The following is a 14,194-nucleotide window of genomic DNA, read 5'->3' as shown; positions in this document are numbered from 1 at the left end:
TGGCCTTTCCCATGTCGTATGACCCGTGCAACCGGCAGCTTTCTTGGTTCTAGGTGCCCATCGATACATTCAGAATAAGAGCTCCGGGGAGCTCTTATCCACCTTCTTTATCTCAGATTGCAGACCTGAATGACAAACGCCAGACAACAGGTCCGTACCTTCGGCTCTCCTTACAGCAGCGCCTTAACTTTGGCTGCCACGTTGTCGACCGTAAAGCCGTACTCGGCGATAATTTTAGCCGCAGGCGCGGAAGCTCCGAACGTGCTGATGCCGAGAATCGCTCCGCCGTCGCCGACGTAACGCTCCCATCCGAGCGGGTACGCCATCTCAACAGCAAGACGAGCTTTTACGCCGGACGGAATTACCGATTCTTTGTACTCTTTCGATTGCTTCTCGAACAGCTCCCAGCTCGGCATGCTGACGACGCGTACGCGCACGCCGTCTTCGGCCAGCTTCTGCTGAGCTTCGACAGCCAGCGATACTTCGGAGCCGGTCGCCAGAATAATCGCCTGCGCCGAGCCGCCTTCCGCTTCGGACACGACATAAGCTCCGCGGGCCACGCCTTCGCGGGCTTTCTCGGACGTCGACTCGAGATTCGGTACCGCTTGACGGGTCAGTACGAGCGCGACCGGTCCGTTTTTATTTTCCAGCGCATACCGCCATGCTTGCGTCGTCTCGTTCGCATCGGCCGGACGGATGACCGTGACATTCGGAATGATGCGCAGCGCCGCCAATTGCTCGATCGGCTCGTGGGTCGGACCGTCTTCGCCGACGCCGATACTGTCATGCGTCAGGACGTACGTAACCGGCAAATCCATAATCGCCGCCAAACGTACAGCAGGACGAAGATAGTCGGAAAATACGAAGAACGTGCCGCCGTAAGGCTTAACGCCTTTGTGCAGCGCCATCCCGTTCATCGCCGCACCCATGGCGAATTCGCGAACGCCGAAGTAAACGTTGCGGCCGCTGTAATCATTGCGGGTCATCTGGCCGAGGCCTTTCATATGCGTCATCGTCGAAGATTCCAGGTCGGCCGAGCCGCCGATGAACGACGGAATTTTGGACGCGAACGCGTTAATTGCGTTACCGGAGGCGTTACGAGTACCGATTCCTTTATCCGCCGGGCTGTAGGTCGGAAGATCGGCATCCCAGCCTTCCGGAAGCTCGCCGGCTACGGCTGCCTTAAATTGCTTGGCCAGTTCCGGATACGCCTTCTCGTATTTGGCGAATAGCTCGTTCCAAGCCAGCTCTGCCTGCTCGCCTTGCGATTTCAGACGGGCAAAATGCGCGGCAACTTCCGAAGGGACGTGGAAATGTTGATCTTCCGGCCACTCGTAAGCTTTCTTGGTGAGCGCGACCTCGTCTACGCCGAGCGGTGATCCGTGAGGTCCCACATGACCGCCTTTACCGGCTTTGTTCGGGCTTCCGTAGCCGATTACGGTTTTCACTTCAATCAGCGAAGGACGCGGGTCCTGCTGCGCTTCCCTTACAGCCGCATTGATCGCGGCCAGATCGTTGCCGTCCTCGACGCGGACATAGTGCCAGTTGTAGCCTTCGAAGCGGGCTTTTGCATGTTCGGAGAACGACAAGTTCAGCTCGCCGTCCAGCGATATATCGTTCGAATCGTACAGGACGATCATTTTGCCAAGCTGCAGATGGCCGGCAAGCGAAGCCGCTTCGCTGGAGATCCCTTCCATCAGGTCTCCGTCGCCGCAAATAACATATGTATAGTGATCGATAATGTTCATATCGTCACGGTTATAAGTAGCCGCCATATGAGCTTCAGCCATCGCCATACCGACGGCGCTTGCAAACCCTTGTCCGAGCGGACCGGTCGTTGCGTCTACGCCCGCCGTGTGGCCGTACTCCGGATGACCCGGCGTCTTGCTGCCCCATTGACGGAAATTTTGCAAATCTTCCATAGACAAATCGTAGCCGCTTAGATGAAGCAGGCTGTAAAGCAGCATCGAGCCGTGCCCCGCCGACAGAACAAAACGGTCGCGGTCGATCCATTCCGGATTGGCCGGATTATGTTTCATCAGGTTAGCGTAGAGCGCGTATCCCATCGGAGCTGCTCCCATCGGCATGCCGGGGTGCCCCGAATTCGCTTTTTGCACCGCATCAATAGACAGCGTGCGGATCGTATCGATCGCCAATTGATCAATCGACTTCGTTTGAGACGTCATCGTTCCATTCCTCCCAAAAATCGGTATTCGCCGCTTGCCGGGTGTCTACCCTGCGCGAACCCCCTTCTTCGTCCAGCGGACACTTTCAGTCGCTTGCATTATTGTACCACTTGATTTGCTTGTTTGCCACAGAACCAAGGCAAAATGCGGTGTCGATTTACAAAACTCCCCCGGATGAAAGGACAGCTCCTGCAGGCATGTCCGTAACTTCCGGGGGAATTGACGTTTTTTTAATTTTGTAAACATGCGGCTTCTTTCGTCCTTCAAAGGAACGCCGGCTGTTTCTTATTGTAACAAAACCATGACTAGTACATGCGCCGCCCGAGGGATGCCTCCAAAATTAGTTCGCAATAAACTCCTGCACCCATTCGCCGTTATAATACGCGACGCCGATCTTCGTGAAGTTCGGGCTCATCATATTTTGACGGTGACCCGGGCTGTTCATCCAGGCGTTCATCACTTCCTGCGGATTGCGCTGGCCTTTGGCGATATTTTCCCCGGCATACGTGTAACGGATTCCGTAAGAACGCATCATATCGAACGGCGAACCGTAAGTCGGCGAGTTGTGATCAAAATAGTTGTTATTGTACATATCCTTCGCTTTGTCCATCGCCATCGCCGTCAGTGCCGGATCGCTCGCGAGCGGCTTCAATCCCGCTTTGGCGCGTTCCTGGTTGACCAAGATCACTACTTGGTCGGCATAAGCGGATGCCGGAGTCGAAGTATCCGCTCCGGAACCGGTGCCTTGTCCTGTTCCGCCGCCGTTTCCGTACCCGCTGCCATTCCCGCCTCCGTACCACGAACCGGTCCCCGGGATAACGAGCTTCATCCCTGGCCATACTATATTCGGATTCGCCACGTGCGGGTTCGCCTGGATGAGCGACTGCAAGCTGACCCCGTAACGCTGCGATATTTTCCACATCGTATCGCTATGATTCACCGTGTACGAAGTTGCGGCGAAAGCGGAACCTGTTCCGGCAACTACGCTGAGTGCAAGCACCCCGGCCATTACGGTCTTTTTGAAACGCATGTAAACCATCCTCTCCTTTTTGCGGCCTGCGAGGTTAGCTGACGGATTCGGGTCAAAGAGCAATCACCCGGCCAACAAACGTTGGCTTCACCCCGGTAGATCTGGGTTCCCCCGCGCTTCACAATGAAGCTTCGGCCTGTCCGTATTCCCCATGAAAAGCTCCGGCCGTCTTGCCGACCAGCCGTCCTCCATGCGGTTTTCTCATCTTAACACGGGATATACACGCGATCATTACATAATGTTTTCCAAACCGGGACAAAAAACAACCCCCGAATTCCCCATACGAGGACCGAAGGTTGTAAGTACGTACATATAACCTAAATTAGCGTTACTTGTTCGCATAACGTTCGAGCCAAGCTCTTATTCCTGTCGGCTCACGGCCTTGTTCATCCGTCAATTCGATGATTCCAACGCCTTCTTCATTTTGCAGACTTGCCAGGTCGCTCCCATGAACCCGGCCCTCCAGCTCGGTAATCGTAAACGAAACAAAGCGCATCTCAGGGCCAACCTTGGACGAGATGTCCAGATCGGGACCGAACCAGCTGAACGTGAAGCACTTTCCTTCGTTATCGATAGCTAATGCATAAAGTTGTGTGGTTTCCATGTTATACTCTTTTAGCCAACGTTCAAGCGTACTGAAACCAACGTTCTGCTCGAAGGTAATGGCAAATCGGCTGTACGATTGTTCGGTAATTGTATCAAGCTTCGCCTTAGCCGCTTTTTTATACTGCTCAAGAGACTCTTTGGAATGGATATAAGCGGCATCGCTCTTGATTTTCACAGCTGTCGGTTGCTTCTGCGGTCCAATGTATCGAATGACCGAATCCTCCGAAGCGTGCCGTTTAGCAGGCCATTCTTCCACTTGTGATTCCTTCCAGGATACGCTTGTGATCGGATCGCCAGTGTCCGGCAAGTCGTATACCGAGCCGTTTGGCTGAGCGAATCTTTGAAGCGATTCCATCATCACCTTATGCGACTCATCGTTCCCCGATCGTTTCCAGAACGTTTGGACAAAATAAGGCATGTCCGCACGAATCTGCTCCGGGTCCCAAAATGTCGCTTTGATCCGGTAACCTTCCGAACCGTCCTCCGGAACCCTCTCGAACTTCGCGGCAGGTACGTTCGTAAAGATCGCTTGAGGCTTCAGCTCTTCGGGGCGATCCGACCGAAACTCAAATGCAGGAAACCGGATATAGTGCTCATGTTTAATAGAAGAGAGCTGCCGGTCCGTCCACTCGAATCGGGCGGTTGCGGCGAACACATCCGTATTGGTTTTGAACGCCTCAAACGAAACGGCAGCAGGTTTGTCCCAATTCTCAGAGTCGGAATTGAGAATCACGGACGGCTCTGCCCCTACAGCCGACAGCCAAACGAGCTGGGATAACAGAACTATGGCAGTGACTTTTCGTTTAGTCATCTAACGGTCCCTATTCCATATTTTCCTTTCATTTCCTCTTTAAAAAGAAAAACTCATTCCCCTAAGTCATAGTCATATATCACCTATTCCACCCTCTCACTACCTAATGCAACGCTACGTAAAAATCCCAACACTTGTACGAGCAGATTCCGCACCGCGCGAAGCTCCCGGCGCGAGGTGCTCGGTTTTACCGAAGCGGCGAGTTTGCGCAGACGGGGCGGTTGGATGTACTAGTCGGCATATAGAGGCTGTCGATTCATAGTGTAGAAGTGATAGCAGGCCGTTCCAAGTGAAAAGTTACCTTCTTCTGCTCAAACAGGTTGTCCGGAATCCCTTGATTGCATTAGGATTGTAAGGTAGGGGATTCCAGACAAAACTCGCCAGAAGGTAATCTTTTCCCTTTCCACTTGGTTGTCCACATGGAATCGACAGCCTCATAATAACAGGCGAGCGATGGTCGTTTGGCAAAGAATACGGTTCAACCTTGTTTTGCTCCCTGCAAATGAAGATAGAGGAAACTTTACTTCCGCTAATTCGTCGATGGAACTCTTTAAGAGTCGTTAGCGGAAGTTTTATTTCCTCTATACGGAGGATTTCTCTGTATTTCAAACAAATTTTCATAAATAACGGAAATAATAGTTCCGCTATCCACCTTTCTGGACGGTTTCAGGCACAGTAGCGGAAGTCTTTCTTCCGCTAATCGTTTCACCCTGCACAACCCCTTGCTATCCTCATTCAGCGTGTAGGCGTAAATTCATTCGCCGCCGGATCCGGACACCGATCTCCGCTGCCCATACGCTGGTAGATTTATCTGTTGGTCTAATTTCGAGGTCTAGCGCTAATAACCCCCCTTAACCATTAACAACACAAATAACCCCGAATCCAACCAAGATCCGGGGTTATCCGTTTGCTTTAAGCGACTACGAAATCACCTTGCTGAGAAACTCGCGGGTCCTCTCGTTTTGCGGGTCCTCGAACAAGCTGCCTGGCTCGCCTTCCTCCATAATAATTCCCTGATCCATAAACAAGACACGATCGCCGGCTTCTTTAGCAAAACCCATCTCGTGGGTGACGACTGCCATCGTCATGCCTTCCGCGGCCAAATCCTTCATGACGGCCAGCACCTCGCCTACGAGCTCGGGATCGAGCGCTGAGGTCGGCTCGTCGAACAGCATCACCTTTGGGTTCATCGCAAGCGCACGGGCGATCGCCACACGCTGCATTTGCCCGCCTGACAGCTTGCCGGGGTACACATCCGCTTTCTCACGAAGCCCGACTTTATCGAGCAAGACCAGCGCCGATTGGCGGGCCTCCTCCTTGGACTTCTTCCTCACCTTCCTCGGGGCCAGCGTTATGTTATCCATTACCGTTAAATGAGGAAACAGATTAAACCGTTGAAAAACCATGCCGACTTCTTCCCGCACCTGATTGATATCCGTGCCCGGATCGGTCAGATCGTGGCCGTCTACAATCACCTGGCCGCTCGTTACGCTCTCCAGCAAGTTCAGACATCGGAGAAACGTACTTTTCCCCGATCCTGACGGCCCGATGATGCACACTACTTCCCGCTCCTCGATCCGGCAATCGATTCCTTTAAGCACCTCGAGCTGGCCGAACGACTTGTGCAGATTTTGGACTTCGATCATGATGGACGTCGAGCCTCCTTTCGATCCGCTTCAGCAGAAAGGACAACGTTAAGGTCAGCAGCAAATACATCGCGGCCACCATCGTATAAATCTCCAGCGCGTTAAAGCTGCTGGCCACGACCTCCTGACCGTTGCGCATCAGCTCCCCGACCGAAATAACGGACAGCAGGGACGTATCCTTCAGGCTGATAATAAACTGATTGCCGAGCGGCGGGATCATTCGTTTAAACGCTTGGGGGTAGATGATATGAACGAACGTCTGGAAGCGGGTTAAGCCAAGCGACCGTCCCGCCTCCTCTTGTCCCTTCTCGACCGATTGAATGGAGCCTCTTACAATTTCCGCTATGTAAGCCCCCGCATTAATGGCGATTACGATAATGCCGGCTATATCACCGGGGATCCGCCATCCTACCGTTTGTACAAGCATCTGATTAAGTCCGAAGTACAACCATAACGCCTGAACGAGAATCGGCGTGCCCCGGATCATCTCCACATAAACCGTAGCGAGACCGTATATCGCTTTATTTCGGGACGTTCTCCCTAGCCCGGCAATTAATCCGACTATAAACCCGAAGATAAGGCCAAACACGGCAATGAGCAGCGTAATTTTTAACCCTTCCAGCAAAAACGGCAACGATTGGGCCGCACCGCTCCAGTTGAACTGCAAGCCTTTTCCCCCTTTCCTCCGACCGTAATGCGAAGGCTGACAATCTTAAGTGTTAGTTCCGACTTCGCATCTGTTTACGAGCCCGGCATTTTGGCAGGTTTCTGACCGAACCACTTTTCGTAAAGCGTCTCGTAGGTACCATTTTTAAACAACGTTTGCAGCGCCTCATCGACCCGTTTTACGAGAGCGCTTCCTTTCGGGAAGGCGATCCCGTATTGCTGCCCCTCAAGCAGTTCGCCCACCGGCTTTACTTTGCCTGCCCCTTTCACCTTTGCAAAATACAAAATGTTCGGGGAATCAAACACAACGGCATCGACACCCTTATTGATCAATTCCATGTAAGCGCCATCTATATTCGGGAAAGGCTTGACCTCCTTCACTCCTTCGATGGCCTTCGCGTAGTCGTAGCTGGTTGTACCGGATTTGCTCGCGACCACCTTCCCTTTCAAGTCGCCAACACCCTTAATCTCGGTTTCACCCGATCGGACAAGTACGAGCAGTCCCGCATCGTAGTACGGCAAAGCGAAATCGACCTGCTGCTTGCGTTCCTCCTTAATCGTCATGCCGGCCAGAGCGGCATCGATGCTTCCCGACTGCAACGCCGGAATCAGCCCGTTGAAATCCATCGGCTTCAGCTCGTATTCCAATTTCAGTTCCTTGGCGATGGCCGCCCATAAATCAATATCGAATCCTTCGTATTTCCCCGTCTGCTCATTACGGAATTCAAACGGGACAAAGCTCGTATCGGTCCCGACGACCAGCTTCTTGCCTTCCGGTGCGGCAGCACCGGGTTGTCCTCCAGATTCGTCTGAAGTCCCCCCTGCCGGAGTCGAAGCCGCCCCGCAGGCTGCCAGTAAAACCGCCAGCAGTACGAACACCGCCGCCTTGCTCCAATCCAATCTTTTCTTCATTGTTGCATCCTCCCTGGCATGAATTTTTTGTCTCTCATTATAAATTTTTTTTATAAATAAGAGACGAACTTGAAGAGCCGCTTATCGCGTGAACGAACGCCTGCTCTCTGCCCAAAAACTGGCACTTATCTCCTTACCCATCTATATCGGATTCGAAACATAACATTCCTGGCCGATTGTCCGCAAGCGAGTCCGGAGAACGGGTTAAAGACGAAATTATAAGGGATTTTATAAGCAACTCTTATAGGATGCCAGAGGATACGGAAGCGTTTTCCAGCATCGGCAGGGTAATTAGCGTTCATCCTTGCTGAGCCGTCTATATGCCCCCTTAGGTCCCCTCAGGGGAATTTGTACCTTTACTTGGAAAGTATAAAAAAAAATTTTTCGTAGCCGTAGAGTGAACGATTCAAAAGAAGTGGCTGCTTTGAATCGCTGCTGGAAGCTTCTGTTACTGAGGGGGGGCGCACAGGGTGATCGTGGAGACGAAACGGTCCAATTTCTGTAATGGACATCACAGCCTCTTATCCACCCCATTTCAGCTTTTTTTGCACTGTAACGGTCATCCAGGCACCTATCGCGCGATTTATCCGCGATTTTCACTAGCTATGCAGTCGTTAGCGTTTATTATGCCCGATAGCTGCCTTCGGGTCCCGTTTTGCCGTTCTAAGCTGCACTCAGGTCCATTCCCGTAAGAGGTAGCTTTTCTTGCCAGCAGACTAGCAGAACGGGTTCAGCTTCCCTGGAACTATGCTCATAAAAAAACAACCCGCCCTGCTGCCATACCAGCATCAGGCGGGTTGCCTATATGCGTCGTCAATTAAAGACGACGGTTTTGTTCTGGTGAGTCAAAATACGGTCTTCCACATGCCACGACACAGCCCGCGCCAGCACGATCCGCTCGATATGCCGGCCGATCCGCTTGAGCGCCTCCACATTGTCTCGATGACTGACCCGCTGCACGTCCTGCTCGATAATCGGGCCTCCGTCCAGCTCTTCAGTCACGTAATGCGCAGTCGCGCCGATAATTTTCACACCGCGCTCATAGGCTTGCGCATAAGGCTTGCCGCCGACGAACGCCGGCAGAAACGAATGGTGGATGTTGATGATCCGGTTCGGGTAATGTTCGATAAACGAAGGCGAGATGATCTGCATATATCGTGCCAGCACGATCGCATCGACGCCCTGCGTCACTTCCAGCTGCTTCGCTTCCGCTTCCTTTTTCGTATCGGCCGTAACCGGGATATGATGGTACGGAATGCCGAACGATTCGACCGTGTCGCGCATATCCGGGTGATTGCTGACGACCATCGCAATATCCGCATACAGGTCGCCGGATTTCCATTGCCATAACAGCTCGAGCAGGCAATGGTCCTCCTTCGATACGAACACGGCGATGCTTTGCTTGCGGCCGGCTTGCGTAACCCGCCACTTCATCGAGAATTCGGCTGCCGTCGTCTCCGCGAAATCCTGTTTAAGCTTCTCCAGATTCACTTCAAGCTGCGGGAGGTCAAACTCGATCCGGATGAAAAACATGCCGCCTTCCGGGTCCATCGTATATTGGTCCGACTGGACGATGTTCGCGCCGTGTTTGGCCAAAAACTGCGATACCGCCGCCACAATACCCGGGCGGTCGGGACAAGATATGAGCATCCGCGCCCGGTCTTGATGGCGGTCGGAACGCTGCCGGTTCGGTGGTGTAACTAAGGGACTCATCTGCCTTCTCTCGTTCCTCTCGTAACATAGGAGCCTGTCCGACGCATTTTCGTCGGTCGGTCAGACCCGTAGGTAGTAGTGGTAGACGGACATTCGATCCTGCCGCTTGTCCGCCGCTTCCGTCCGTCGTCCGTCGCATTGCCGCAAGCAGACCTCTCTTAGACGGCTGCCAGTATTTCCTTGCCGGCCAGCCAGACTGTAATGCGGTGATTGATCTGCTCCTCGCTCAAATCCGGGAACAGCTTGCTCTCAAGCACCATATCGTACAGACGTTCCATCGGCTCGCGCGGGTCGGCTTTTTTCGCTTTCGCGTCGTTTTTGAGCACATCCCAGGTCGTCACGACAAAGTCGCGGTGGTTGACTTCCTGCTTGCCGAAATAATGGTGCAAACGCTCGAGATGATCGAGGAACTCGGCTCCGAAACGCCCGTTCAAATCGCCGCGAAGCAGCGCGATCTCCGCTTCGTACATCGGACGGACGGTCTTGTCCTCCTTGCCGATCCACGGCGTCTCGAGAATCATCGGCAGATGCTGCAGGCTGTCGTGGTGCACGATGTAATTCATCGCTTTATAGCCGATCAGGCCTGCGCCTACCGGTGCATGGCGGTCTTTGCCGGCTCCCCGGACGTTTTTGCTGTCGTTCAGGTGGATGACGGCCAGACGGTCAAGGCCGACGGTTTTGTCGAAATGATTCAAGACGCCGTCAAAATCGTCCACAATATCGTAACCTGCATCATGAACGTGGCAGGTGTCCAGGCAAACGGTCAGCCGGCTGTTGTCTTCAACTTTATCCATAATTTGCGCAAGCTCTTCGAACGAGCGCCCGATCTCCGAGCCTTTGCCCGCCATCGTCTCCAGCGCAATGTTAACGTTTGTGTCTTTCGTGCCGCTGAGCACTGCGTTCAGGCCTTCGGCGATACGGGCGATGCCGTACTCCGCATCTTTGTCCGTATACGCGCCCGGATGAAGCACGATATTGCGCACGCCCAAATAATCGGTACGGCGAATCTCGTCCTGCAGGAAGCGGACCGCGAGCTCAAACGTATCTTCCTTGTAAGAACCCAAATTAATAATATAAGGCGCGTGGACGATAATTTCGCCGATGCCGTTTTTCTCCATAAGCGCCTTGCCTTCTTCAATATATTGCTCCTCGATCGGTTTGCGTCTAGTATTTTGCGGAGCCCCGGTATAGATCATGAACGTGCTGGAACCATAAGATTCGGCCTCTTGCGCCGCGTTCAACAGCCCTTTGTCGGAAAAAGAAACATGAGATCCGATTTTCAACATCTTCTTCGACTCCTTTGCATTTGCTTTCCCTATTGTACTAAGAAACTTCAAATAAATCTACGAATAGGGTATAATTCCAGTAACACCAGTTCTTCAAGGAGAATGAACAATGCCTTCGGATAATTTCATGCTGTTTCTCATATTTTGGGGATTTGTTCTGCTGCTTTTCATGTCGGTGGGCGGATTTTTCATGTTTCGTAAATTTATGAAAGTATTGCCCAAAGCCGACGGCAAGTCTAAGCTGGACTGGCAGAACCATTACGTCGAATCGTCCCGTCACCTGTGGACGGACGATTCCAAATCGTTCCTGGAAAAGCTGGTCTCCCCGGTGCCCGGCCCGTTCCGCGACATCGCCCGCCATTCGATCGCAGCCCGCATTGGCCAAGTCGCTCTGGAGAAAGGTGCCAGAGAAGTAACGGAAGAGCACTGCATCGAAGGCTACATCCTCGCGACCCCGAAGCGGGACCATAAGAGTTTGATTTCGTTTCTGGAGAAAAACGGCATCGATTATTCGCCGTACCGACACCTGTTGCAGTAGATGGCGCAGATCGTCCTGCCCTCCGCTTCTCGCGGCAATATCTTATTAAACACGAAACCTCCTTTCCGACTATGTGTCTGGTAAGGAGGTTTTTTGTTTTTTTCGCGGCACGAAGAAAGTTCCGGGGAAGTTGAAACCTCGCGCCGTCTCGGAGCGTCCATACAGTAAGCAGATATGCACGGGAATCGGGGAACCCGCCCGGTTTTCGACAAACCGCTAGGGAGTGTTACTACCGTCCATGTTTAAAAGGTCATCATCTATTTTCTATAACAACAACCAGCGTAAATACCGCAAAGGACTCGCCTCCGCGATCGCCATCGCGCTGCTTCTGGCAGCGGCGGTCGTCTTCATCTGGCTTCGGGAGCCGCTGGAGACCCCCGCGCCGGCTGAGCTTCTGGAAGTCCCGTCCGTAGCGAAACCGAAGGAAGAATACGACGTCATCGTCGCCGGGACGGACCCCGAAGGCGTCGCAGCCGCCGTATCGGCCGCAAGAAACGGGCAAAGCGTGCTGCTTGTCGACGGCAGAAACCGGGACCGGTTGGGCGGGCTTATGACGCTGGGCTGGCTGAACAGTCTCGATCCGAGCTACTCCCCCAAGAAGGCGCTGCTGCCGGGCAAGCACAACTTCTTGAACAAAGGCATCTTCCAGCAGTGGTACGACCGGGTGGAAGGAACGTCCTTCGACATCATTACCGCGGCCAACGCATTCCGCAATCTGGTGGCGAACGAAAACCGGATCGACGTGCTCCTGAAAACGCAATCGATGCGCCCCCTTGTCGACCACTCGAGCGTAGCCAGGACGGTACGCGGTCTCTCTATCACCCTGGCCGATGGCACGAGCATGTCCGTTCAGGCCAAAGCCGTCATCGACGCCACCCAGGACGCCGACATCGCCGACATCGCCGGAGTTCCGTTTACTTATGGACGGGAGGACCTCGGCGAGAAAGATTCGAAGATGGCGGTAACCGCGGTCTTTCGGCTGGCGAATGTGACGCCTGACGTGTGGGGCAAGATGATCGCCCGCGAAGGCGTCGGCCACGACGGCCACAGCGCATGGGGTTACCACGACATGTGGGACTACCCGACGACCGACAAAACGAAGGTACGCATGCGCGGCCTGAACATCGGCCGTCAAAACGACCATTCGATCTTAATTAACGCCCTGCAGCTGTTCGGCGTCGATCCGTTCGATCCGAAATCGGTCGAACAAGCGTACGAGACGGCTCGCCGGGAACTGCCGCTCGTCGTAGACTATATGAAGGACAAGTATCCCGAGTTTCAACAGGTAGAGCTTGCCGGCATCGCGCCCGAATTGTACGTGCGGGAAACCCGCCATATGATCGGGGAATACCGGCTCTCCATCGCCGATCTGCTCGACAACCGGGATCACTGGGACCGGATCGGCTTCGGCTCCTACAGTGTCGACATCCAGAGCACCTCGTACGATTTTCGCGGCACGATTCTGATGAAGCCGAAGCAGTACGCGATCCCTTTTCGCAGCATCGTGCCCAAGGAAGTGGACGGTTTGCTTGTCGTCGGCCGGTCGGCAAGCTACGACTCGCTGCCGCACGGGAGCGCCCGGACGATTCCCGTCGGTATGGCGGCGGGGCAAGCGGCGGGAGCGGCAGCCAAGCTTGCGGCCGAACACAAGGTGACGTTCCGGCAGCTCTCCGCTTCCAAAGACATAATCGAACAGCTTCAACGATTGCTGAACGATCAGGGCATGGAGCTAAAGCCGTTTCGGATCGACCCGCCTGTTTATACCAAGCATGCCTCGTACCCGGGCTTAAAAGCGGCGGTTAGTATGGGGTTCGCCTTCGGAGGCAGCCAGAACGACTTCGAGCTCGAAGACGTGTCCAACCCGCAGCGTCTAGTCCACACGATGCTCCAGGTGCGCCAGGTCCATCCCGACGCCTTCAAGGGCAATCCGTCCGAGGCGCTCGAAGGAATAGGAGAGCCTGACACAGCGCCGCTGACGCTCGAACAAGCAGCTTTTACTATTGCGCTGTCTGCGGGGCTTCCGACCAGCCCGGAGCAAGCCCGCTCCATGTTGGGGACGAGGCAACTGCTATCCGCAGAAACGATGACAACGATAAAAAATCCGCAAAAGCTCACCAATGCTGACGTCTATATGATGATTCGCGATGTGGTGAAAGGAATGACCGGGACGGTATATGAATAGACTCGCGAAGGCATTCAGCGGGATGTGCCGGTCTGCATGGGGAACTGCGGCTCGGCGGCTCCGGGAAGGCTGGTAGGGGCAAAGCGCTCATCGGACAATATCGGTCGCAGATGACGAGCACCGTACGCCGGAATCTGGACACGGTCCGTCGGATGTAAGCAATTTTGCTTGAAGCACACACCTTGGGCGCTAATAGATTTCACATTTGGCATCGTATAAATCGGGCCGTCTCCGAGTCTACTTTGGTTTTCGGTCCCCGTTTCGGGCTGTTTCTAAGGAATAAGAAAACCGTCCGGTAAAATGCCGGACGGTCCTTCGCTATGCTAACCCATACGTTTAACGCGTTTGAGGGGATAAGTATCGGACTCCAGCCGCTCGCCCTCAATCCTGTTCTCTTTTTAAGGTTTTATTGTTATAACACCACTTCAAATGTGGACCGTAACCAGCTTACCTGCGAGCTGTTCATGTTCGGATGCGCTGAATACGTAATCATACGGGCTCTTTCACTAAATAGGAGTCTCAGGCACCCTCTATTTTCCGTTTTTTCGAGAAACCCCGGCAAATAAAGGCGGTTTGTACCCCTTATTTCAACCGACAGCCCGGGTTTGACCAATTTCG

The 14,194-nt window shown here is 53.7% G+C and carries 10 protein-coding genes and 1 riboswitch; of the genes, 2 read left to right on the top strand and 8 right to left on the bottom strand.

What is annotated here, in order from left to right:
- Nucleotides 1-170: 170 nt before the first annotated feature.
- The 8 genes from tkt to IDH45_RS22930 all read right to left on the bottom strand — a co-directional run bounded on the left by tkt (nucleotide 171) and on the right by IDH45_RS22930 (nucleotide 10,856).
- Nucleotides 171-2,186, bottom strand: a complete 2,016-nt coding sequence (tkt, locus tag IDH45_RS22965) for a transketolase (protein ID WP_190930466.1) — start codon at nucleotides 2,184-2,186, stop codon at nucleotides 171-173.
- Nucleotides 2,187-2,526: 340 nt separating this feature from the next.
- Nucleotides 2,527-3,216: a CAP domain-containing protein gene (locus tag IDH45_RS22960; RefSeq protein WP_190930465.1), complete on the bottom strand. Its 690-nt coding sequence runs from the start codon at nucleotides 3,214-3,216 to the stop codon at nucleotides 2,527-2,529.
- Between the two features lie 8 nt (nucleotides 3,217-3,224).
- Nucleotides 3,225-3,363, bottom strand: a riboswitch (cyclic di-AMP (ydaO/yuaA leader).
- A gap of 181 nt (nucleotides 3,364-3,544) precedes the next feature.
- Complete coding sequence (locus IDH45_RS22955) at nucleotides 3,545-4,633, bottom strand: hypothetical protein (protein WP_190930464.1); 1,089 nt, start codon at nucleotides 4,631-4,633, stop codon at nucleotides 3,545-3,547.
- Nucleotides 4,634-5,553: 920 nt separating this feature from the next.
- Nucleotides 5,554-6,279, bottom strand: a complete 726-nt coding sequence (locus IDH45_RS22950; protein ID WP_190930463.1) for an amino acid ABC transporter ATP-binding protein — start codon at nucleotides 6,277-6,279, stop codon at nucleotides 5,554-5,556.
- A complete protein-coding gene (locus IDH45_RS22945) occupies nucleotides 6,227-6,946 on the bottom strand; it encodes an amino acid ABC transporter permease (RefSeq protein ID WP_190930462.1) in 720 nt (239 codons plus the stop codon). The genes IDH45_RS22950 and IDH45_RS22945 overlap by 53 nt, the downstream gene beginning before the upstream one ends.
- Before the next feature lie 74 nt (nucleotides 6,947-7,020).
- On the bottom strand, nucleotides 7,021-7,857 hold the full coding sequence (gene glnH / locus IDH45_RS22940) for a glutamine ABC transporter substrate-binding protein GlnH (RefSeq protein WP_190930461.1): 837 nt from the start codon (nucleotides 7,855-7,857) through the stop codon (nucleotides 7,021-7,023).
- 813 nt (nucleotides 7,858-8,670) lie between these two features.
- Nucleotides 8,671-9,570, bottom strand: a complete 900-nt coding sequence (gene purU, locus IDH45_RS22935) for a formyltetrahydrofolate deformylase (protein ID WP_190930460.1) — start codon at nucleotides 9,568-9,570, stop codon at nucleotides 8,671-8,673.
- 158 nt (nucleotides 9,571-9,728) lie between these two features.
- Nucleotides 9,729-10,856 (bottom strand): deoxyribonuclease IV, encoded by a 1,128-nt coding sequence (locus tag IDH45_RS22930; protein ID WP_190930459.1) that lies wholly within the window; start codon nucleotides 10,854-10,856, stop codon nucleotides 9,729-9,731.
- Between the two features lie 109 nt (nucleotides 10,857-10,965).
- Here IDH45_RS22930 and IDH45_RS22925 point away from each other — a divergent pair, with 109 nt between their 5' ends.
- Nucleotides 10,966-11,394 (top strand): DUF2621 domain-containing protein, encoded by a 429-nt coding sequence (locus IDH45_RS22925; RefSeq protein ID WP_190930458.1) that lies wholly within the window; start codon nucleotides 10,966-10,968, stop codon nucleotides 11,392-11,394.
- A gap of 238 nt (nucleotides 11,395-11,632) precedes the next feature.
- Entirely contained in the window at nucleotides 11,633-13,576 is a 1,944-nt protein-coding gene (locus IDH45_RS22920) for an FAD-dependent oxidoreductase (protein ID WP_190930457.1), read from the top strand.
- Nucleotides 13,577-14,194: the final 618 nt, after the last annotated feature.

It is taken from the genome of Paenibacillus oceani (assembly GCF_014705615.1).
GTDB lineage: Bacteria > Bacillota > Bacilli > Paenibacillales > NBRC-103111 > Paenibacillus_AB > Paenibacillus_AB oceani.
The sequence above is the reverse complement of the archived record's forward strand: the minus strand, read 5'-3'. Positions and strand labels throughout refer to the sequence as shown.

Bases quoted from the DNA above. Each gene is read 5' to 3' on its own strand.
- IDH45_RS22920 (WP_190930457.1), top strand. From the start codon at position 11,633: ATGTTTAAAAGGTCATCATCTATTTTCTATAACAACAACCAGCGTAAA.
- purU (WP_190930460.1), bottom strand. From the start codon at position 9,570: ATGAGTCCCTTAGTTACACCACCGAACCGGCAGCGTTCCGACCGCCAT.
- IDH45_RS22925 (WP_190930458.1), top strand. From the start codon at position 10,966: ATGCCTTCGGATAATTTCATGCTGTTTCTCATATTTTGGGGATTTGTT.
- IDH45_RS22960 (WP_190930465.1), bottom strand. From the start codon at position 3,216: ATGCGTTTCAAAAAGACCGTAATGGCCGGGGTGCTTGCACTCAGCGTA.
- glnH (WP_190930461.1), bottom strand. From the start codon at position 7,857: ATGAAGAAAAGATTGGATTGGAGCAAGGCGGCGGTGTTCGTACTGCTG.
- tkt (WP_190930466.1), bottom strand. From the start codon at position 2,186: ATGACGTCTCAAACGAAGTCGATTGATCAATTGGCGATCGATACGATC.
- IDH45_RS22955 (WP_190930464.1), bottom strand. From the start codon at position 4,633: ATGACTAAACGAAAAGTCACTGCCATAGTTCTGTTATCCCAGCTCGTT.
- IDH45_RS22930 (WP_190930459.1), bottom strand. From the start codon at position 10,856: ATGTTGAAAATCGGATCTCATGTTTCTTTTTCCGACAAAGGGCTGTTG.
- IDH45_RS22950 (WP_190930463.1), bottom strand. From the start codon at position 6,279: ATGATCGAAGTCCAAAATCTGCACAAGTCGTTCGGCCAGCTCGAGGTG.